The organism is Candidatus Zixiibacteriota bacterium (assembly GCA_040756055.1).
Lineage (GTDB): Bacteria > Zixibacteria > MSB-5A5 > GN15 > FEB-12.
Map to the genome: position 1 here is coordinate 76,363 of JBFLZR010000009.1, position 21,250 is coordinate 97,612.

18 protein-coding genes are annotated in these 21,250 nt (G+C 51.4%); 10 read left to right on the forward strand and 8 right to left on the reverse strand.

From position 1 onward, the window contains the following. Positions 1-145 precede the first annotated feature (145 nt). Positions 146-1,360: a DUF401 family protein gene (locus AB1483_13650; protein ID MEW6413495.1), complete on the reverse strand. Its 1,215-nt coding sequence runs from the start codon at positions 1,358-1,360 to the stop codon at positions 146-148. A 136-nt stretch (positions 1,361-1,496) separates the two neighbouring features. Between AB1483_13650 and AB1483_13655 the strand changes: the two genes are divergently transcribed. Together AB1483_13655 and AB1483_13660 are read left to right on the forward strand one after the other, a co-directional pair. Beyond that, entirely contained in the window at positions 1,497-2,351 is an 855-nt protein-coding gene (locus AB1483_13655) for an aminotransferase class IV (protein ID MEW6413496.1), read from the forward strand. 89 nt (positions 2,352-2,440) lie between these two features. Next, positions 2,441-3,250, forward strand: a complete 810-nt coding sequence (locus AB1483_13660) for a hypothetical protein (protein MEW6413497.1) — start codon at positions 2,441-2,443, stop codon at positions 3,248-3,250. A gap of 5 nt (positions 3,251-3,255) precedes the next feature. Here AB1483_13660 and AB1483_13665 read toward each other — a convergent pair whose 3' ends face one another. The 7 genes from AB1483_13665 to AB1483_13695 all read right to left on the reverse strand — a co-directional run bounded on the left by AB1483_13665 (position 3,256) and on the right by AB1483_13695 (position 12,869). Next, complete coding sequence (locus AB1483_13665; protein ID MEW6413498.1) at positions 3,256-3,990, reverse strand: creatininase family protein; 735 nt, start codon at positions 3,988-3,990, stop codon at positions 3,256-3,258. Positions 3,991-3,993: 3 nt separating this feature from the next. After that, entirely contained in the window at positions 3,994-4,686 is a 693-nt protein-coding gene (locus tag AB1483_13670) for a DUF2064 domain-containing protein (GenBank protein MEW6413499.1), read from the reverse strand. A 150-nt stretch (positions 4,687-4,836) separates the two neighbouring features. Beyond that, positions 4,837-5,583, reverse strand: coding sequence for a cytochrome c biogenesis protein CcdA (locus AB1483_13675; GenBank protein ID MEW6413500.1), 747 nt, complete (start codon positions 5,581-5,583; stop codon positions 4,837-4,839). Positions 5,584-5,647: 64 nt separating this feature from the next. After that, a complete protein-coding gene (locus AB1483_13680) occupies positions 5,648-6,874 on the reverse strand; it encodes a hypothetical protein (protein MEW6413501.1) in 1,227 nt (408 codons plus the stop codon). 17 nt (positions 6,875-6,891) lie between these two features. Further along, positions 6,892-7,632 carry a rhomboid family intramembrane serine protease gene (locus AB1483_13685; protein MEW6413502.1) on the reverse strand — a complete coding sequence of 247 codons (741 nt, stop codon included), beginning with the start codon at positions 7,630-7,632 and terminating at the stop codon, positions 6,892-6,894. A 513-nt stretch (positions 7,633-8,145) separates the two neighbouring features. Further along, complete coding sequence (gene trxA, locus AB1483_13690) at positions 8,146-8,472, reverse strand: thioredoxin (protein MEW6413503.1); 327 nt, start codon at positions 8,470-8,472, stop codon at positions 8,146-8,148. 188 nt (positions 8,473-8,660) lie between these two features. Continuing rightward, positions 8,661-12,869: an acyl-CoA dehydratase activase gene (locus AB1483_13695; GenBank protein MEW6413504.1), complete on the reverse strand. Its 4,209-nt coding sequence runs from the start codon at positions 12,867-12,869 to the stop codon at positions 8,661-8,663. Between the two features lie 125 nt (positions 12,870-12,994). Between AB1483_13695 and dtd the strand changes: the two genes are divergently transcribed. From dtd to AB1483_13735, 8 genes are read left to right on the forward strand one after another with little or no spacing between them, the layout of a single operon-like run. Next, positions 12,995-13,438 carry a D-aminoacyl-tRNA deacylase gene (gene dtd / locus AB1483_13700; protein MEW6413505.1) on the forward strand — a complete coding sequence of 148 codons (444 nt, stop codon included), beginning with the start codon at positions 12,995-12,997 and terminating at the stop codon, positions 13,436-13,438. Then, positions 13,428-14,033 carry a Maf family protein gene (locus AB1483_13705; GenBank protein ID MEW6413506.1) on the forward strand — a complete coding sequence of 202 codons (606 nt, stop codon included), beginning with the start codon at positions 13,428-13,430 and terminating at the stop codon, positions 14,031-14,033. Before dtd ends, AB1483_13705 begins: the two co-directional genes overlap by 11 nt. After that, a complete protein-coding gene (locus AB1483_13710) occupies positions 14,020-14,994 on the forward strand; it encodes a RodZ domain-containing protein (GenBank protein ID MEW6413507.1) in 975 nt (324 codons plus the stop codon). The genes AB1483_13705 and AB1483_13710 overlap by 14 nt, the downstream gene beginning before the upstream one ends. Continuing rightward, on the forward strand, positions 14,981-15,535 hold the full coding sequence (locus AB1483_13715; protein MEW6413508.1) for a hypothetical protein: 555 nt from the start codon (positions 14,981-14,983) through the stop codon (positions 15,533-15,535). Before AB1483_13710 ends, AB1483_13715 begins: the two co-directional genes overlap by 14 nt. A gap of 36 nt (positions 15,536-15,571) precedes the next feature. Next, the gene (smc, locus tag AB1483_13720) at positions 15,572-19,312 is read left to right on the forward strand and encodes a chromosome segregation protein SMC (GenBank protein ID MEW6413509.1); all 3,741 of its coding nucleotides are present in this window, start codon (positions 15,572-15,574) and stop codon (positions 19,310-19,312) included. A gap of 11 nt (positions 19,313-19,323) precedes the next feature. Next, positions 19,324-20,238 carry a signal recognition particle-docking protein FtsY gene (gene ftsY, locus AB1483_13725; protein MEW6413510.1) on the forward strand — a complete coding sequence of 305 codons (915 nt, stop codon included), beginning with the start codon at positions 19,324-19,326 and terminating at the stop codon, positions 20,236-20,238. Next, complete coding sequence (locus tag AB1483_13730; GenBank protein MEW6413511.1) at positions 20,238-20,636, forward strand: secondary thiamine-phosphate synthase enzyme YjbQ; 399 nt, start codon at positions 20,238-20,240, stop codon at positions 20,634-20,636. The genes ftsY and AB1483_13730 overlap by 1 nt, the downstream gene beginning before the upstream one ends. Continuing rightward, positions 20,629-21,099 (forward strand): 23S rRNA (pseudouridine(1915)-N(3))-methyltransferase RlmH, encoded by a 471-nt coding sequence (locus tag AB1483_13735; protein MEW6413512.1) that lies wholly within the window; start codon positions 20,629-20,631, stop codon positions 21,097-21,099. The genes AB1483_13730 and AB1483_13735 overlap by 8 nt, the downstream gene beginning before the upstream one ends. Positions 21,100-21,250 lie beyond the last annotated feature (151 nt).

Consider the following 21,250-nt stretch of genomic DNA (forward strand, 5'->3'; position numbering starts at 1 on the left):
CCCGGATAAAGTTCCAACGCCTCCAGTAAATATGCCTTCTCTATATATTTGGCTTATAACAAGTTAACTTTTTTTGTGAATTGGTCAACGACTTTTTTTTAGCAATTCGAGGCAGGTAGTAATCCCCCCTGGCGAGAAACAGCAACTAAAACATTTCAGGCCATGGACTTATGTAAATGATAAGACCGATGGCAAATACGATAAGAACAGGGACCGTGAATTTCCGATAGACTTTCAGCAGATCGCTGCCAAAATACTCATTGGTAAGAATCAGACAAAGGTGAGTCGGCGACAGGATTATACCCAGAAAGCCGGAGATGTAAGCCAGAAAGATGTGCGAAGGGACTATCTGTGGCTGGTATAGATAGCTCGCCAGAAGTGTATATCCAAGCCCCACGTAGGCGGCCACCATGCCGGTCAGCATACCGGCGGCGAAGCACACAAGGAAAATTACGAGTTCGGCCGGCAGGTTGAGTGACGAAGCTATAGTTGGAATTGACTTAATTGCCCCCGTGAGTTCCAGTGAGGTTTGGAATGACAGGATTCCGAACACCAGAAAAACGAGCTTGATAGAGATCCCTTCCTTAAAGGCGGCTTTCAACCTGGCTGTTTCGGGTCTCGTAAGAAGAGAAACCAGTACGAGCGCCACAACTACGGCAATAGCCAGTTCCAGCTTGAATATAGCATAAAGTCCGATTGCCAGGGCGATTGGCCAAATCGCTCCAGCTATGCCGCCAAGCGCCTTGATTGTATCAACCGAATCGGACCCGGCCAACTCTATCTTGCGGGTGATAAAAATCAGGCCAACCGAGGCCATCACAAATGTCATGGGCATTTGAAGCAGCGAGACTTTATATATCGGCATCCCGGTCAAAGCCTCGGTCAAGATAAGTCCCGGATATATCGGCCAGCAAAACTCGGCAATGTGACGAAACCAATAGTTGGTGATCAGCTTAAATTCGGGCGAATGTTTACCCTCGGCCAGAACGTTGTCCACCAGAGGCGCCGACAAAAGCGATCCGCCGGGCATCGGCATCAGACCAACGAGCGTCGGGAGAACAGTTGCAGCAGTGCGGCCCCCTCCCGGAAGCCTTCGGCAGGCTGCGGTGAGCTTGGTCAGGTATCCAAGTTCTTTAAGCAGAGCGCCAAGGATAGTAATGGAGACCACTATGGCTGTCAGGGAAATAAAACGCTCGGACTTTATGAGCTCCCAGTATCCATTGAGCAGCACCAGCAGATTCAGGCCATACAGCAGAGCGGTTACGACACCCGCTCCGAAGAGGGTTATGCCCACCGGCACCTTCTTGCGCAAAGCGATTACGATGGCGGCCAGTACGGCAACAAGCTTGAGGGCATCCATGGTGCGTATCTACACTAATCGGACGTCAAAGTCAATCGGTTTGCGTAAGCGTAAAAAAAGGCTGACAGTATCATTTGAGGTTCTTATAATGGAACGCAATATTATAACGGAATTTTTTGGGAGACATCCGATACCAATGAGTGAGCGACCGCTGAGGACACTAACGACCATCAATGGCCGCATCGTCAAACGAGGTCAGGACAAGATATCGGTTTTTGACAATGCCCTGCTGTATGCCGAGGGTTTGTTCGAGACATTCCTGGCGGTAGACGACAAAATCATTTTCGAAACCGAGCATCTCAGACGACTCTACAAAGGGGCTTCGGTGATAGGTCTGACGTTACCGGTGGAAGAGCCGCGCCTCAGGCAGTGGATGTCCAAAACCCTGTCACTACACCCCGACCACATAAAGAAACTCCGCTTGACGGTAACCAGCGGAGAATCGGCCCGATGGGTGGGCGTGCAGGGGCCGCCGAAAGTCGTGCTGAGCGCTTCCCCTCACGAAATGCCGAATCGTCCTTTCAAGCTGCATGTGTCGGAATTCAAGGTGGATCACAGGTCGATTTTCCGGGTCATAAAAACAATATCGTACGCGATCCACGCCGCCGCCCTGAAGCAGGCCAGGGCCAGAGGCTGTGACGACGCCCTGCTTCTGAACGAGAATAACAACGTGGCCGAGGTTACCTCCGCCAATATCTACTGGGTCAAACGAGGACGCATCTTCACCCCGCCGATAGGCTCGGGGTGTCTCGAAGGCGTAACGCGAGGTATTGTTATCCAGCAGGCTCGAATTCTCGGGCTGCCTATCGAGGAGAGAAACTGCAAGCTGCGCACGCTGCTGAGCGCTGATGAAGTTTTCATCTCCAGTTCTCTCAAGCTGGTCGTCGGGGTCTCGCTGATTGTAGCAGATCGCAAGTCACACCGGATATCCACCGGACCCGTCACACGACTCTTACATCACCACTTCAGACAGATGACCGGCTTGAAATAGTTGTCTGTTTTAAATTGACTTAGTCTCTTCAATTTTTCTAATTTTCTCAAGGCAAGTTTTATTTCAGTTTGGGAAAGAGGATTGACGTTATGAATAGACCGCTTTGTTTGCTGGCCGGGTTGGTTATGGTTTTATTTACAGGTCTTACCACCAATGCTCAAGAAGAATTCAAGACAAGCTTTTATGATATCCCTCCCCGATGGCTGGTCGATTTGCCGACCGCCGGTACGCTCCCGCGGGGTCATTTCAATATCGGTGTCAGGCTCTATCCGAACGGCGGCGCCATCGGTAAAACCGATATCGGGTTATCAAATCGTCTGACAATCGGGATTTCTTTCGGCGGCGAAGGGGTTATTTCCAACGACGATCCTAACTGGAACCCGAAAATCGAATTCAATGTCAAGTTTCGCGTGATCGACGAACTCGAGTACTTCCCCGCCGTAACCGCTGGTTTTTGTTCCCAGGGTTTTGGCGCGTACAACGAGGAATTCGATCGTTACACTTTCAAGTCGAGAGGCTTTTACGCTGTCGTGAGCCGTAGTTTTTATTTCTACCAGTGGACGTCGGGATGGCACTTCGGCGTGAACTACTCCCTGGAGAAGGACATCGACGAAGAAAAGGATGTCAGTGTCTTTGCCGGGTTCGACGCTACTTTCAAATACAATCTGGCTCTGCTTCTGGAATACGACGCGGCTTTGAATGATGATCGTTCGACGTTACCTGATGGCAGACCGAATATTTTTGGCGGCAAGGGGCGCGGCTATATGAATCTGGGTATCAAGTGGTTGTTCGCGGAGAACCTGGAATTGGCGGCGCACCTGAAAGACCTGCTTTTGAATCGTCGTGAGTCCGAGACAATCACACGTGAGATCACGATAACTTATATCGATAAGTTTTAGCGGCTTTACAGCGAGAATTTTCGCCAGCGTTTCAAAACCAGCTCGGCAAATTCTCCGACAGCATCGATGACTTTTTCCCGATAAGCGCGAGCCTGCTCGGCGTTGAAATTCGGCTGACCCTCCCCCTCTTTATACAGCAGTATAGAGCCTGGCACAGGATAAATGTCAGCTCCCGGCCTGAAAAACCAGGCGAGTTCCGGGTCATGGGCCGACTCATCCACCAGCGTCGGGTCAATGGCCTGTATCATCGCGGTCTCGTCGGTACCGGCATGTCCTCCGACGTGACCGAAAAACTCCTGCGTGAGGTCGGCGCACAGATGCCACCAGTGAATGACGGCGATGTTGGTTTTCCTTTCGAAGTGAAATTCGGTCGCGACCGTTTTCAGGTCGGCGTTGTTGCCTCCGTGGCCGTTCATGATGAAGATATTTTTGAACCCCGTGTCGGCCAGTGAACCGAGCACATCATGAACATAAAGACGAAACGTATCCGGTTTGATCGTGAAACCACCGGGATAGCGATACAAAGATCTGGTGATACCGTAATTTATGGTGGGAGCTATCAGGGCGTTTAAGCGTTCCGCGATTCCCCCGGCGATGTCTTCAGGAATCCTGTTATCCGTGCCGAGGCACGATGAGCCGTGGGCCTCCACCGTGCCTACCGGCAAGATCGCGGTGTCAATCCGCGAAGGTACCGTATCTTTCACGGCCAGCCAATTGAGGCGGTCAAGGTGACGCAGCAACTGTCACTCCAGTTTGGCGAGAATTCGTTCGAGGACTTTTTCGGTTTCGCGCGCGGTCTGCTCGTCTCCCTCGAATCGGAATTGATTTATATCGCGAATCATCATCTCGAGTTCCTCGGCGTTCTCGACACAGTACCAGATCTCCAGTTCCGACCAGGCCAGATCTTTCTTGCTGAACGCGTCGGCGACTTCGGAATAAATGGCCGGCGATTTCCAGTCGAAGTCGGCCAGGCTGATTTTGTATGAACCGGACATACCAATCAGATAATAACGGCCCTCCGGCGTCGGTCCAAAGACGGCATCGGATTTCGTAAGCATTTTCAAAGCGGTACTGAACATGCCGGCCGCTATGGTGGGCGTACGACTCCCGGCGACGAGGACGTGTTTGTATCCTTGTTCGAAGCAGCTCTGGAACACCTGCTCTATACGAATGCCCCAGCGGTTTTTTTCGAGTCCGAAGCTCTTGAAGCGCGACTTGAAGAAATCTTCGTGCTTGCCCGTAAGTCTTTTTGACAGGTAGTCAGTTACTATTTTGACCAGACGAGCTCTTTCCGGATTGTCGATATAAAACAGTCGAATGTCCGCGTCTTCTATAGCCGAGGCGTTTACGATAGTATCGGTGATGAAAGCCTGATGAAGAAAGCGCAGATTATCACCCTGAATCGGTCCGAAATCCATCGAGGAGCCATCTTCCATCGGCTCCTGTATGCATATAGCTATTACAGAATCTCTTTTCTTCTTTTGATGCATGTGACCATGTTGAGCGTATGGTTAATTTGCTCACAATATATGCCTGTCGATTTTGGCAGTCAAGATGATGCGGTCTAAAAAACAGACAAATATTTTTTATCCGACATTTTGAAGAGCCGGCACCTGTTGCAGGATAAAGGCGGAGATCAACTGGAGCCAGTTGAAGAATATCATCACACCGACAATCATCAGCAGTGAACCGGAGATGATCTCGACGGCGCGAAAATGCCTTTTGATGAATCCGAAGGCGCCTATTAAGTAGTTAAATAACAGAGCGGTAAGTATGAAAGGTATTCCGAGTCCGGCGGAATAGAACAGCAGGAGCACTACGCCGTGACTTACTGAACCCTGCTGAGCGGCGAGAGTCAGAATAGCGCCGAGGATGGGGCCAATACACGGGGTCCATCCGAACGCGAAAGCGATGCCGATAGCCATGGAGCCCAGAACCCCCATGCTTTTTTGACGAGCATGAACGCGTTTTTCGTAATTGAGAGCCTTGATCTTAAACACACCGGCCACGTGCAGACCGAACACGAAGACGACGACACCGGCAATCTTGTTAAAGATGTCGAGATTGGATTTCAGCACCGTGCCGATTTTGGTCGCTCCGGCGCCGAGCAACACGAACACCAGTGAGAACCCGACCACGAAGAAGACAGTGTTTATCAACATCTTCCATAACTGCGAAGACGACCGTTGTCTGGAACTGAGTTCTTCGATTGAGACTCCTGATATAAACGACAAATAACCCGGTATTAGGGGCAGGACGCAGGGTGACACGAATGAAAGCAATCCGGCCAAAACGGCAGCGGGGATTTCGACAGTAGGTTGATCGAATACCATCAGGTCCTCATCTCTTTGAACGTCTGAAAGCTTTTAAACAACTGAGTGAAGAAAAAGTTTGGGCTCACTGATTTTTTTCAAGGTGCTTGATGATTTCGCGCTTGATCAGTTGCATCAGCTTTTCGCTATCTATTTTGGCGGCAATTAATTGAGCCACCTTGTCGGCCAGCTCGGAGATAAAGCGACGGGTAAAGAGCTGCACCTGTTCAGGGGTCATTTTCTCAACACTGTCCTGCCAATTCAGCGGCTTGCTTCTCCCCTTTGACGAGGATGAATCATCGCCTATGGTCACGCTCTCGGGCTCGTCGGAACGAATCTTTTCGATCTCTTTCTTGAACTCGTCAATGAACTCGTCCACACCGTGAGAATCACCGGCGGATTTGCCCGCGCTCTTTTTTGGCGGAGTCGAAGGAGTGATCGGATCGACCATTGACGAGGGATCCGAAAAGGACAGTTCGTCGGGTTGCTCGGTCTGACGCGAGGCGGGACTCTGCCCCGAAGGGGACTGGTTTTCCCTGCGTACTTCATCTATGAACCACTGATAATCGTGGGCGCGATCTTCAGGCTCCAGACTCGATGCCTCTTTGTCAATCAGGCCGTATTGGTCATTAAGGATCTCCAGCTTGCCGGAGGAAGCCATCCTGTCAGGTCGGTTCTTGGCCGGTCGGTGTCCGATCTCGGCATTTTCATCACGGATGAGAAGAGATTCCACCCTGCCGGAGTCACTTGCGTCGGAATCGTTATCGTAGTGGTGGTCAAACCCAACCATCTTTTCGGCCCCGCGCGGCTTGTTCTGCTTCGAGGCAATCTGTGTTTTATCCATTACTTCAGAATCAGTCACATCGATCTGATCTAATCCAAGCGCAGCATCCAGAAACTCATCATGAAGATCTGCACCGCTGAGAGGGTTGGAGGCACCAGCGGTCTGCCTGGCAGCAGGCTGACCCGCAAACGCATTTACTTTATCCATAAACTCACCCGGATCAAAAGGTCTTGAAATTATGATCTCCTGCGGAAGCGGCAACCCGGCTGAATCCTTATCAGCGAACACAAGCATAGGAATCGAAGCTACACGAGGGTTTTCCTGGACATACTCGTACAACGGTTTATGCCCCTTGCCCTCCAGTTCGCCACCGACCACAATAAGATCGGGCCGAGAGAACTCCATGACCTCCAAAGCCTTTTCGCCCGACATTACCGAAATGACCTCAAAGCCATTTTGTCTTAGAACGGATTCGGCGACACCTCGAATGGTATCGGATTCTTCGGCAAGTAAAACTCTTTTATGCATTGTATTCTCTACCACCGTTAGTCATTTATTTTTCGATCCGAGAGTCTGGACGAAGCTTCTTCAAGGAATTTGCGGTCTTCCTTGCTGATATTTTCGATGCCGACCTCATTAATTTTGTCGAGGATATCATCTACCCTCTTCATTATTTCTTCGGCTTTTTGTCGGTTTTTCTCCAGTTTCGCAGATTGGCGTCGATAACGCAAGTCTTTAATTTTTCGGCCGAAAGACAGCCACCGCCAGCTGGACTTGAAGTAAATCAAGCCAAACAGAGCGCCTCCGAGATGAGCGAAATGGGCGGTGTTCGGTCCGCCGAAGAGAAATCCCAAAAGCAACAGGCCCGGTATGGCCCATTTCACCATCACCGGGAACAAAAACCAGATATAGAGGTAGCGATTGGGAAATGAAATCCAGTAGGCCACCAGCACTCCATATACCGCTGCCGAGGCTCCGATCATAGGCGCCATCTGAGACGATTTAACAATAAGGGTCAATATCGCTCCAGCCAACCCTGATAATATGTAGAAACGCGCAAAGCGCCTGGTGCCAAGGTTATACTCGATCTCGGTGCCAAACATCCACAGGGCAAACATATTGAAGAAGATATGCCCGAAGCTTCCGTGAAGGAACATATAGGTAAACGGCTGGTAAAGCAGATTTGGGAAATCCGAGTAGAAGCGAGAAGGGGTTAATCCAAGGAGGTCCGTTAAGCGCGGATAGAAATATTGAATGATAAATACCGCGAGATTAGCGATAATCATCACTTTTATGAAGGGCGATAAGGCTCCGGGGCCAAACCCAAAGCTCCGTCGCGGTCTGGGTTCTCTATCTTGATAATATGCCATTACTTAACTATATCGGAAGCCTGACCGGATTTTTTACGAACCGCCTATGTGGTTGCCGGCTATCCGGTTTCGCGGCCGTTTCTGCTTCTGCCATTTTTGGTTTCATTATCTCCCTCCGGGAGATCGCGCGGAGGCGCAGCTCAAGAATGGATTCCAAACCGCGGAAATACTTTCGTTACCAGAAAAAACCAGACCGCCAAAAATACGGCCAACGAAATTATGTCATACCAGTCCATCTGTCTTATCCCGGTGCCTGCTCACGGGCACATCATACAATGTAAATATAGGTAACATCTTCCAATTATTGAAATGTAATTTGTCGAAAGAAGTTCCATTGACGGTTAATCATTAGCGACGGTTTCTTCGACAAAGAAAAACAGCCGGCTCACGCAAGTGAACCGGCCGCAGTCAGCCTTTGAAACTTATATTCTAATTGAAAGCCCTGTCGATACGCGCCATCAACTGGGCCTTGGGTATGGCGCCCACGACCTGGTCAACCATTTCTCCGCCTTTGAAGAAAAGCAGTGACGGGATCGACATTATGTTATATTTACCCGCGGTGAGGTTGTTGGCATCAACATCCAGCTTAACGACCTTAACCTTATCCGAGTACTCAGTGGCTATTTCTTCCAGAATAGGGGCAATCATCTTGCACGGCCCGCACCAGGTTGCCCAGAAGTCCACTATGACAGGCTTGTCAGATTGCAAGACCTCCTGATCAAAGGTGTCGTCGGTAATGTTCAACGGTTTACTCATCAAATGCCTCCAATCGATATCCAGTATTCAAATATTTTTTCTTTTAACAATGACAGTCACCGGTTGTTCCGACAGCGCATAATAATCTTGCCCTCGTCGCAACCCGCGCTCGAATGGTAAGTTTTTGGGAAAATAATATCAAGTTAATATTGGCAGCGCTTCGGAAAGTGTGAACGGTGGCCCTGGTATTAACCTCCGGCCACCTCTTTGAGCTTTATCGCAGGATGCTGACCCTGCTGAATCGCCTTGACCTGTTCGGCAAAGGCTTCCAACCTCGTCTCTTCGCCAGAGTCGCGAAGGCCCTCGTAGCTGATATTGAGCCACGGCACAAAACCCAGGTCTTCAGAGATACGTTTGGACAAGGACGACACAACCGTTCCGGGCATACAGTTGAACGGCATGGCATTAACGACTCCGCAGGCGCCCTCGGCGACCATTTCCATAGCCTTGCCAATCGAAAGAACAGCTTCTCCTTTATAGTCCAGCTGCAAATATCTCTGAGCCAGTCTGAGGACTTTCTCAATAGGATAATCCGTGCGGAAATCTCCGTCTTTTAAAAAGCTTCTGATAATCTTGTGCTCTTGTCGTTTCTGGAATTGCAGCTGAAGAGTTCCCCGTAATATGCCTTTCAGATCCAGATTGGATATCGAGTCGCGGCGATAGGTGTATGAGGTATACATCGGCCACTCCGTGAACGTTGCCAGCCATACTTCGAGACCGAGATTCTCCAGCGACTCAATCAGGTGATTGTTTGAAAAACGGTTATTGCGCAGATATATCTCACCCACTACCCCAACTACCGGTCTGGTTCGCTCGGTCGTTTTGATTTTGGCGAAATCACCGGAGGCCCATCGAGCCAGGTCCGCTAAAGACTCATCGCGGACGATTGCATTATCAAGGCGATTGACATAGTGAAGATACAACTTCTCCGTTTCTCCCTTGTTTATCTCATACGGGCGTGTGCGAAGCAGCAGTTTTTGCAGGCAATCAATAAATACCATACCACGCCAGGCGGTTTTGCGAAATTCCGTGCCATCGAGACCGAAGTCAGTATATCCGTTTTTCGAATTGGGAGAATATATGGGAATATCGGTATACCCCAGGTCATCGAGTACAATCCTGTGGAACTGGCTATACAGTCCGAACCGGCACGGCCCATTGGCGCCGGGCATGAAGAAAATTGTTTTGCGCGGGTCGCTGTCTTTAGAGCGAAGTTTCTTGATCATATCGCCGGTGGTGATGACGCAGGGGAAGCACTCTTTGCCGGTGGTGAATTTTTTGCCGTATTCGAGAGTCTCTTCATCCGGTTCATCAAGCACTTGCGCCGTAAGGCCACATCTCTCGAAAGCGGCTCTGAGCGCGTAGGCATGATCACACATATTGGGAATATAGATTGTCTTCTCGAAGGGTCGAAAATCGTCGTTGGCGATGCTGAAATGGGTAACCGGCGTTCTGAACTTGTAGAAGCGCAAAGAATCTATAAAAGCCTCACACCGGGTTATGAGACCCGCATCGGCCGAATGCTCATCAAGCTCAAGCTGCAGGTAGGGCTTACCCGCCATGGCCTTGCGGAAAAAATGAGTAATGAATGAATCCGGACCGCAAGCGAACGATGTGATATAAACGGCATAGAGGTTGGGATGCTCACGGATATACCGCGCGGCCGAGAGGATTCTCTTTCCGTAACGCCAGTACATAAACGGGGTGTCGTCCTGACCGTTTTCGATATCGAGGAAATCCACAGGAATGGCCTTAACGCCCAGATTGCGGATCTTGTCGGGCAATTCCAGAGAGAGCTTACGGTCGTAGCCGTTGTATGGTCTGCTGACGACTACCAACACCTTTTCATCGGGGGACAGTTCTTTGAGAAACTTTTCGCCGGTTGCCCGCAACTCTTTTTTGTATGCCTGGTAGGCGGAAAGCCCGGCGGCTACCGCCCGATTGTACTCTCTATCGGAAAGATGGAAATCAGATGCCAGGCGTTTCAGTTTGTGTCTGAGGTCTTCGGCATTCTGACTCAGGTGTATGGGACGGTCAATGAACTTGACCCCCGAGCCGGCAAAATCGAAACGGGCCGAAACAGAGGAACCTATTGTCTGCACGTAAGGACATATATAGGCTCCGCTGTCGATCTCTTCCTTTTCCTCAACAACTTTTATCAGCGAAGGCAAGAAGATATAGTCTATCTGCTTTTCCAGCAGGTTGGCGATGTGACCATAGACAATCTTTATCGGATAGCATGTTTCCGCGCTGAAAAGTTCGAGCGCCTGAGAAACTATCTTATGGTTGGAAAAATCGGAGTTCACTATTTCGAAACCGGCGGACTCAAAGAATGCCTTCCAGAACGGATAATATTCGAAGAAATGCAGGACTCTCGGGATACCTATTCTGCCTTTATTTTTTTCCACGCGGCTGGCGTCGTAATAGCGCCGGTACAGCAGTCTCTGTCTGGCCCTGGCATAGTCGAATGGCAGGTGTTTTTTTTCATTTCGGTCAACCTCGAATTTCTCGCAGCGCGAACCGTAAAACAGCGGCTGTTCCCCCTCGACTTCGACCTTATGAATTTCGCACTGGTTAGGGCAATCCTCACACGGGAAGGTATCTATCCGGTAGCGCTTCTTATAGAAGTCAAAGCCCTTGAACGAAGTCTCAAAGCCGGGTTCGGAGAGCTTCTCCTCGGCCAGAATGGCTGCTCCGATGGCCCCGGTAACATCATGGTGCGGCGGCACGGTAACATCTTTACCCGTCAATTTCTCGAAAGCGGCCACGACAGCTTTGTTCCAGGCCACCCCGCCCTGAAAGAAAATGTGCCGGCCGATTCTTCGGTCTCCCACAACCTTCGTAAGGTAATTGCTGGCAATGGAATAGGCCAACCCGGCCAAAAGGTCATCCTTGCTCGCGCCACTTCGCTGATGAGCTACAAGGTCTGATTCCATGAAAACTGTGCATCGTTCCCCGCAACCGACAGGACATGTGGCTTTAAGGGCACGGTCCGAGAATTCAGTCTCGATGTTGATATTTAGTTTTTCCGCCTGTTCCTGAAGAAATGAACCGGTCCCGGCGGCGCAGGCTTTATTCATTTCGAAATCGATCACTGATCGATTATCAATCGATATATACTTTGAATCCTGGCCGCCGATTTCGAAGATTGTATCAACCTCGGGGTCGATATCGACAGCCGCTGTAGCCTGGGCGGTTATTTCGTTACGGACAACATCGGCCCCTATCAAGTCACCGATTAAATATCTGCCCGAACCGGTTGAGCCAACGGCCCTTACATTTACCCTGTCGCCCACCTCTTCGCCGATCTCTTTGAGTCCGCAACGCACCGCCTCGATTGGCCGGCCTTCTGTCATCAGGTAGCGCCGGGCGACAACGCGGTGGGACTCGTCGATCAGCACCAGGTTTGTGGAGAGGGAACCAATATCAACGCCGAGAAAGACATCGAGGTCGTCGAAATCACAAGGACTTTTTTCCAGCGTAACATCATAATATTTGGAATGAGGAAAATCGAACGAGAGAGCGTCGCGCCCGGCCTGTGCCGACCTGCGAAAACCGAGATAGGATTCTATTTTGCCGATATCGAAGTTTTCGACCACCAGGTCATCATCGGCGGCAAGAAGAGCGGCGCCGATGGCTCCGATAACGTTATGGTGCTGAGGGACAATCAGCTCACCTTGCTCGAGCTGCAGTATCTCGGTAAAGGCGCGAACCATACCGGGGTTAGCCGCCACACCGCCTTCAAAAACAATTGGCTTTTCGAATTTCATGCCGCGGGCGATTGAGCTCTTGAAGTTTCGCGCCACGGCAAAGCAAAGGCCCGCAACGATGTCGTAATCAGGGGTGGCTATCTGCTGAAGATGAATCATATCGGACTTGGCGAAGACCGAACATCGACCGGCTATGCGCGGGGGATTTTTCGACTTCAACGCCATCTGCCCGAATTCACCTTCTATCGATATCTTAAGGCGGTTTGCCTGCTGATCGAGAAACGAACCGGTTCCAGCGGCACACTGGGCATTCATCGAAAAGTCTTTAACTACCCGTTTTCCGCTATCGAGGATTATTAATTTGGAGTCTTCCCCTCCCATCTCGACAATCGTGCGAGCTTCGGGAACAACATGGTAGTTACCGGCCGCGATGGAAGCGATTTCTCCGTAAAACTTGCCCCCGAGTACCGAGCAGGCTGTTTTGCCTCCGATACCGGTGAGACCAAGTTTTAGCGTCGCGCTCTGAAGTTCACCGAACCGGTCTCCGAGCGCTTCAAGCAGTGTCTCGAATGGTCGCCCGTGAAAGCGCCTGTAAACGGTTCGTGTCAACCGGCCATTTTCGAACAAGGCCAGCTTGACGGATACCGAGCCGACATCGATGCCGAGAGATTTAGTTGTCGGTGACATATAATCAATCAACCATTCGCCCGCCGAGAAGGCAAGCGATTTATTGAGGGCATGAATGGTCCCCTTTTAATTTTGTTGTCTTTATAGATAGATACGGTATATTCCGCTGCGATGAAGGCATAATAATGCGATTAGTTGTACAGCGAACATCCGGCGTTGAGGTCGTTATCGACGGCAAAGTTCTTAGCCGCACAGGGCGAGGACTGCTGGTTTTAGTGGGCAGCAGAAAGGGTGATAACGAAAAGTGTTCTGAGTGGCTGGCGGACAAGGTCGTCAACCTTCGGATTTTTGAGGACGATGACGGCAAGATGAATCTATCGTGCCTCGATGTTGCGGGTGAAATCATGATTGTCTCGCAGTTCACTCTCTACGCCGACACGCGTAAAGGACGACGACCGGCTTTTACCGAAGCCATGGAGGCGACCGAAGCCGAGAGACTTTACAATGAGTTCGTGAGACTGGTCGGGGCATCCGGCCTGAAAGTGGCGACCGGTAAGTTCGGGGCCAAGATGGACGTGCGTTTCGACAATGACGGCCCGGTAACGATAATACTCGACTATGACATATAAGTTTATCAATCAGCTTGCCAACAAATATGAGATAATCCTCGGTTCCGGGTCGCCGCGCCGGGTGGCTCTTCTCAGGGAAACAGGCGTGTCTTTCAGCCAGATTGTCCCTAATCTCGAAGAACAGCAGCTTGAAGGCGAACAGCCGTTCACGTATGCGGAACGACTGGCGCAGGACAAAGCTCTTCTTATTTGCAGGAAGCTGGGCGAGAACCAGGCCGTGATAAGTTGTGACACGATCGTGGTTCTCGAGGGAAGAGTGCTCGGAAAGCCTTTGGACAAGTATGATGCGTTTAATATCCTCACTCTCCTGTCCGGGAAAAAGCATGTCGTATGCACTGCTCTGGCGGTGGCCGACCGTCGCGGCATTCTGACAAGCGGCTACGAAACCACAAATGTTTTTTTTAATCATGTTTCCCCGGAGCAAATTAAGGATTATATTGCCAGCGGCGAGCCGATGGACAAAGCGGGCGCCTATGGGATACAGGGGATGGGGGCATTTTTAGTTGACAGTATTGAGGGTAACCTGGATACTGTTATTGGGTTTCCGCGCGAGTTGTTGGAGCGTCTGGCAAGCAGGATAGTTGGATTACAGTAACCCTCACAACCCGAACAAAATGAGCGAATTGTACAAGAAATTTGGCGAGCTGCTTAAGATCGAAAGAAATCGCAAAGCGCTGAAGCTCGAAGACCTGTCGGAGCAGTTAAAGATCTCGGTAACCAATCTTGAGTACATAGAAGCCGGCGAGATCGGTTCACTTCCCTCGAAAATTTACTATAACCTTTTTGCCAAGGCCTACGCCGAGTCGCTGGGTATTGACTTTGAGCGCACTATCGAAGCGATCAAGGAGGACCTTGGAGAACTTACGTATAACGGGGACACCGGCTCCTCGAAACCGGCGCCGGACAAGCCCCAAAAAAAGAAACCGGCCGAGCAAAAGAAAGATGCGGAGGAGAGAGAAAGCGCGGCATCCATCAAAAAGCTCCTCTACCTCTTTGGGGCGATCGTTGTCGTGTTCATAATTTTTCTGGTAATATTCCTGATATTCTTCTCATCCGAAAAACCGATCACCGACGAGCAAACATCCACCCGGCAGGCATCGCAGCCTGCAGTCGTGGATTCCGATCACGTTACTTCAGACACCGGGGGCACATCGTACGACTGGAACGTACCGGAATACCGGGTGCCGCAGAAGCTCAGGTTAAAACTCACACCGAGAAACGAAAGCTGGTCGACCGTGCTTGCCGACGGCGACACGGTTATATTCCGCAATCTGATACCGGGCCGCGTCTATGACGCCGAAGCTGATTACCGGCTGATAGTGTCGGTCGGGATACCGTCTCAGGTGGATATCGAGCTTAACGGGAAAGCAGTGGATCTTAGCGACCCGGGCACGGGAAGAATCTCAAGGGTCGAAATCAACCAGGTAAACGCAGACAGCTTTTTTAACCGGGATGCTTTGGAGTCCGTATCTGCCACCACGCCCGGCCCGGCGAATGATCAGCGACCGGCTGATACCGCCGGAAACAGTGGTGGGCTTGAGGATGATGAAACTTAAGAGCATAATCGCCGGCATGAAGCTCAGGCAGGCGGCGCGGCGAATGGAGCCTGCGCAGGTCGAATTTCCCAGGTCTTTGAAAGACCCCAAGCATGTTCTGGTGTGCCTGCCGAGCGGTTTGCGGGAGCTCACCCTGGTGAAGCAGTTTCTTCCGGCAATAACAGACCTTTTCAAGCCGGCCGATATCACCCTTCTCTGCGTGCCCGGCATTCGTGTCAGTGATATCTTTCCACGAAAGGGATTTCAGATTTTGACGCCAAGCAGTGAGCAATTGACCTGGGCGGGGCTTCCGAAGAAGAGTTATCTTGACAGCCTTCGTGAAATGAAAATTGATTTGGTTCTGGACCTGAATCTGGATCAGTCCAATTTTACTTCCAGTGTCTTACTGACTTTTCCCAGGGCGGTCAGGATCGGTCGAGGCAACCATCTGGGTAAGCCATATTACAATCTCGAGATAAAGACCAAGTATTTGCGCGACGAACGCAACATTTACATGTCTCTTTTGGAGACGATCAAACTGATAAAGAGCAGTGACAATTGAGGCACGATTTGCGAGTGACAACAATTTGGAGGCGGTGTGTACCTTAAGAAATTAGATATAGTCGGCTTTAAGTCTTTTGCCAATAAAACCACGATTCATTTTTCTCCCGGAATAACGGCCATTGTAGGTCCGAACGGCTGCGGCAAGACAAATATACTTGATGCCCTTCGCTGGGTTCTCGGCGAACAGAAAGTGACCATGCTGCGCGGCAGCAAGATGGAAGAAGTCATTTTCAACGGAACGCGCGAGATAAAACCGCTGGGAATGTCCGAGGTCACGATATCGCTGGTCAACAACCGCGGGGTGCTTCCGACAGAGTATACCGAAGTACAGATTACGCGCCGGCTTTTCCGCAGCGGCGAGTCCGAATACCTGCTCAACAAGGTGCCTTGTCGCTTAAAGGACATAACCGAGCTCTTCTATGATACCGGTGTCGGGGCGCACTCCTATTCCGTAATTCAGCAGGACATGATCGAAGCCGTCATCTCGGACAAAGCCGAGGAAAGAAGATTTCTGTTTGAAGAAGCGGCCGGGATTACCAAGTACAAGCAGCGCAAACGTGCCGCGCTGCGCAAACTCGAAGCGACAGAGAATGATTTCCTTCGTCTCAATGACATTTGTTCCGAGGTCAAAACACAGGTCAACTCTCTTCGCCGGCAGCAGAAAAAGGCCGAACGCTATCAGCAGATTGCCGACGAGATCAAGGCCTGGGAACTTTATCTCAGTTCGAACCGTGTCCGCAACATTGACAGGGAGATTAGAGAACTGAAGGCCAGGCGGGACCAGCTCAACAATCAGCTGGTGGAGAAGAGTACCGCCACCGACAGCCTCTCCTCCAATCTCGAAGGCCACCGCAGGCAACAAATCGATATTGAGCATGAGCTGACGAAGGTCGGTAACGAAATCTATGAAATTTCGGACAGGGCGCACAATCTTGAAAAGGATATCTCCGTTCATCGGGAGAAGAAATCGAATGCCCGGTTATTGATAGAGCGAAACCACAACGAAATTACCGCCCTCGAGAAACGCGCCGAGCTTCTGGTCGAGCAACAGAGAGAGGCCGAAGCGCTGTTAGTGTCACAGAAACAGGACCTCGGGGCGATCGAAACAGAATTGAAGCAGGCTGAGGCGGCGCAAGCCGACGCTGACAGCAAACTTCTGTCGGCCAGGTCGGGCAAGGAACGCGAAAATGAGTTGCTGATCCAGCTTGAAGGCCAGTTGTCTTCGGGCAAAACGGAAGATGATACTCTCCGTACTCAGATTGAGGAGCTCACTGATAGTGTCGCGGCCACTGAAGAGTCGCTCAAGCAGGCCAATGTCGAACGCGAAAGTGTCGTCAGGCGTGTCGCAGCGCAGCAGAGCGCGGTCGCCGAGATCGAAGAGCAGCGTCGACTTCGCGAACAAGAAAACTCACAGCTCGGTGAGAAGCTCAAGAATCTACTCGAGCAGACTGAGGAGCACTCGGCAGAAATATCAAATCTACAGGCGTCTATCGAGGCATGCCAGGCACGCAAGAATCTGCTCGAAGAAATGATGCTCCATTACGAGGGCTATGAATCCGGAGTCAAGGCCGCCATGGATGAGCGGAGCCGCTGGCCCGGCATTTACGGCACGGTGGCCGAAAAGTTCGTGCCGGTAGAAGGTCTCGAAATCGCGGTTGAGGCGGCGCTGGGCGAGATGGCGCGATTTCTCATCTGCGATAAGCGCGCCACCGGTGAATCCATAATAAACTATCTCAAGTCCGCCAACAAGGGACGCATCGGCGTTTTGGTTCCCGACAGCGGAACGATCACCCCGGCGGTGAAACGTCCCGAGCTCGAAATGCCGGAGTTTATCGGCTGGCTTGACAATCTCGTTACCACCGAAGATCATCTCCGCCCGCTCATGCAGGCGGTCCTCGCGCGCACCGCGGTCTTCAAAGCCGGGTTCAACCCCGACGAAATTCTGCGGCGTCTCCCCTACGGTTTTCAGGCAGTGTCGGATCGCGGTGATGTATACAGCAAGAACATCATTTCCGGAGGCTCTCACGAACAGCTTCAGCTTTTCCGTCGCCGGGAAAAAGTGAGCGAACAGGAACAGATGATAGTGCAGCTCGAACAAAGCCTGAACGAGCTTAGCCTGAAGAAGAACAGAACCACCGCGGAGATCGCGCAGGTGAGGTCCGACCTCAGCAAGCTTGCCGACCAGCTTGACTCCCTTGGCGAGGACATAGAGTCCGCCCGCTCACAACTTCATGAACTCGAATACGAGTTGCGCAGTCTGGACACCGAAAAGGCACGCCTGGACAAGGAGAAAAAAGGCCTTGCGGACAAGCTGGACAAGATCGCGCACCGTCAGTATACCCTCGGCCTGGATTTCAATCAGCTTACCAGTCGCCGCAAGGAACTCGCGGCGAGCATCGCCGAGTCATCACAGCGCCTTTCGGAACTTGAAAAGGAAGCCAACGTCGCCCAGCAGCGTTTGGCAAGCCTCCAGGTCAAGCAGGTAGAGTCGCGCTCCAGGATAGACCAGACCGAGAGCAAGCAGAAACATCTTGCGGAACTGCAGGATAACATTACATCGACAATCGAGATCAAGACTCAGGAGATCGAAAACGCCAAACAACAGATCGTCACATCCGATGAAAGCATCGGCCGGCTGGAAACCGAACTGAAGCAGACTTTCGAAAAGCGACAGGAAGCTAATTCCCGTCAGACCGAACTGCGCGCCTCGCAGGGTGAGATACTGGACAAGGTGTCCGTTATTGAGAGTCAAATAAAACAGGTACGTTCGGAGCGAGAAACGATAAGCGAAGAGATGCATCGCCTCGATATCCGCCTGAACACCATCGAGGCTGAACTGGGCAGTATCGGCGAGAGAATTCGGGAGGAATACGATGTCGACATAAAGGCGGTGGATGCTCCAAGTCCGGACGAAACCGTTCCCGAAGAGGAGGCACGTAAACTGCTGACCGAAAGGAAGGAAAGGCTGAAGTCCTTCGGAGCGGTAAATCTTCTGGCTCTCGAAGAATACAAGACTGCTTCGGAGAGAAAGGATTTCCTCGAGGCTCAGCTTTCGGACCTGTCGACGGCGAAGGAAGATCTCCATTCGACCATCACGAAAATCAACCAGACAGCCAGGCAACTGTTTTTGGACACCTTCAATCAGGTGAGGTTAAACTTCAAGAGCCTCTTCGTTGAGCTGTTCACGGGCGGTGAGGCAGATATCTTCCTCCGTGATCCGAGCGATCCGCTCGAATCCGACATCGAGATTATTGCCCGCCCCCGCGGGAAGAAACTGCTCGCCATCACCATGATGTCGGGCGGCGAGAGGGCGCTGACCGCGATTTCACTGCTCTTCTCGCTGTATCTGGTTAAGCCGTCGCCTTTCTGTATCCTCGACGAGATCGACGCTCCTCTTGACGACGCCAACTGCCACCGGTTCTTGCGGATTATTCGCAAATTCTCCGAGCAGACACAGTTCATCATAATCACGCACAACAAGATCAGCATGGAGGCCGCCAACAACCTTTACGGCGTCACCATGGAACAATTTGGCGTATCTAAGATCGTGGCCGTCAAGTTCACCGACGGCGACGAGGCCGAAAGTTCTGCAGATATTGTGGCGACTGACGAAGAGGTGGAAGTGGATGCCGATTCGGAGCCCGGTAACGGGCATTCGAAAGCGATTCAGCCCGAAACAGCGCCCGATAACCTCGAAGATGTCCCGCAGCGAGTCATAGAGCGATTGAACCGTCCGATTGGCACACCATCCAGCAGCGAAGACCAGCAGGATTAGCATTCGATCCGATGTTCAATTCGTTCGAGAAACTGAAGCTGTCGCTTACCAAGACCAAAGACAATATTCTTGGGAAAATCTCACGGGTCGTGTTGCGTCGACAAATCGACGATGATCTGCTGGACGAGATCGAGGAAATTCTTATCGAAGCCGATGTCGGCGTGGCCGCCACTCAGCGTCTGATCGAAAGCGTCAGAGACAAAGCCCGCGAGCAGCATCTTACCGAGGGTGAAGACATAATCCGGCTACTGAAAGAGGAGATAACCGGCATACTTGTGCGTGAAGAGTCCCCCTCCCCTGTTCACACGAGCGCAAAACCGGAAGTCTGGCTTATTGTCGGGGTGAACGGGGTGGGCAAGACGACCACCATCGGGAAACTGGCCACCAGTTTTTCATCGGAAGGCAAGAAGGTCATAATTGCGGCGTGTGATACTTTCAGGGCCGCGGCGATTGACCAGATCGCCATATGGGCCGAGCGCAGCAATGTTGACATAATCAAATCTCAGTCCGGTTCCGACCCGGCATCGGTGGCCTTCGATGCCGCCAAAGCGGCTGTCGCCCGCCGCGCGGATATGTTGCTGGTCGATACAGCCGGTCGCCTTCACACGAAAGCCAATCTCATGGAAGAGTTGAAGAAGATTAAACGGGTGATTAACAAGGCCGCTCCGGATTCCCCCGTTTACAGCAAGCTTATTATCGATGGTTCGACCGGCCAGAACGCCATATCGCAGGTTAAGATCTTCACCGACGCAGTCGGATGCGACGGAATTATCGTTACCAAACTCGATGGTACCGCCAAAGGCGGAGTCATGATTGCGGTTGCGCAAGAGCTCGGTGTTCCCGTAGATTTTATAGGACTGGGTGAAGGTATAGATGACCTTCAAAGATTCGATGCCAGACAATTCGCGGAGGCGTTGTTTTCCTGATGGAAACATATACGGTGGAGACTCATCAGAGGGAAGAACTGGTCGATGTTACTCCCCTGCTGCAGCGGGCCATTGAGCAGAGTAGGGTCGAGTCGGGTATGGTTTACTGCCTCGTTCCCCATACGACTGCCGGCATCACCATTAATGAGAACGCCGACCCCGATGTTAGGCGCGATATCCTTTACAAACTCAACAAGGAAATACCCCAGAGCGATGGCTATCATCACGGTGAAGGCAACTCCGACGCGCACATCAAATCATCCCTGATGGGCTGTACCCTTCAGGTTCTCTTCGAGAATAAGAGGCTGGTTCTGGGTACCTGGCAGGGAGTGTACTTTTGTGAGTTCGATGGACCACGGCGGCGGAAGTTGATTATCAAGGTTATTCCAGTTGGTTAAAATCAAAATCATCGCCATCGGCAAAGACAAGGACACATGGGTATCGGATGGCTGCGCCCATTTTGTCAAGCTTCTCGGCCGATGGGCCAAAGTTGAATTCGTCGTTGTACCTTCTCTAAAAAACACCGCTTCCCTCTCCCCTACATTAATAAAGCAGAAAGAGGCCGAACGCCTTTTACCCGCCATTACCACCGGGCATGTCGTGGCGCTGTGTGATTCCGGCCGCAAGATGGATACATCGGCTTTCTCCAAATGGCTCGAAGGCACAGCCTCGAAAAGCGGCGGTACCATCACTTTCATCATCGGTGGGGCTTACGGGCTTGATGACAGAGTGTTGGACAAGGCGGATGAAGTTTTGTCGCTATCTTCGCTCACTTTTTCTCATCAGTTGGTCCGACTTGTTCTGCTGGAACAACTCTACCGTGCTCTCTCTATCCTTCAAGGCACGGACTACCATAAGTAGTTGCCTGACATAGCGGTAACGTCGGGCGCGGCGAACAAGACACATTTTTTGGCTTTGACGAAATCACCGCCGGCCTTATATTGTAATTGTCTCATCGAGCGTTGTCGGACGGTTCTAACGATTCTTGCACACATGCCCATGTTGTACGTCT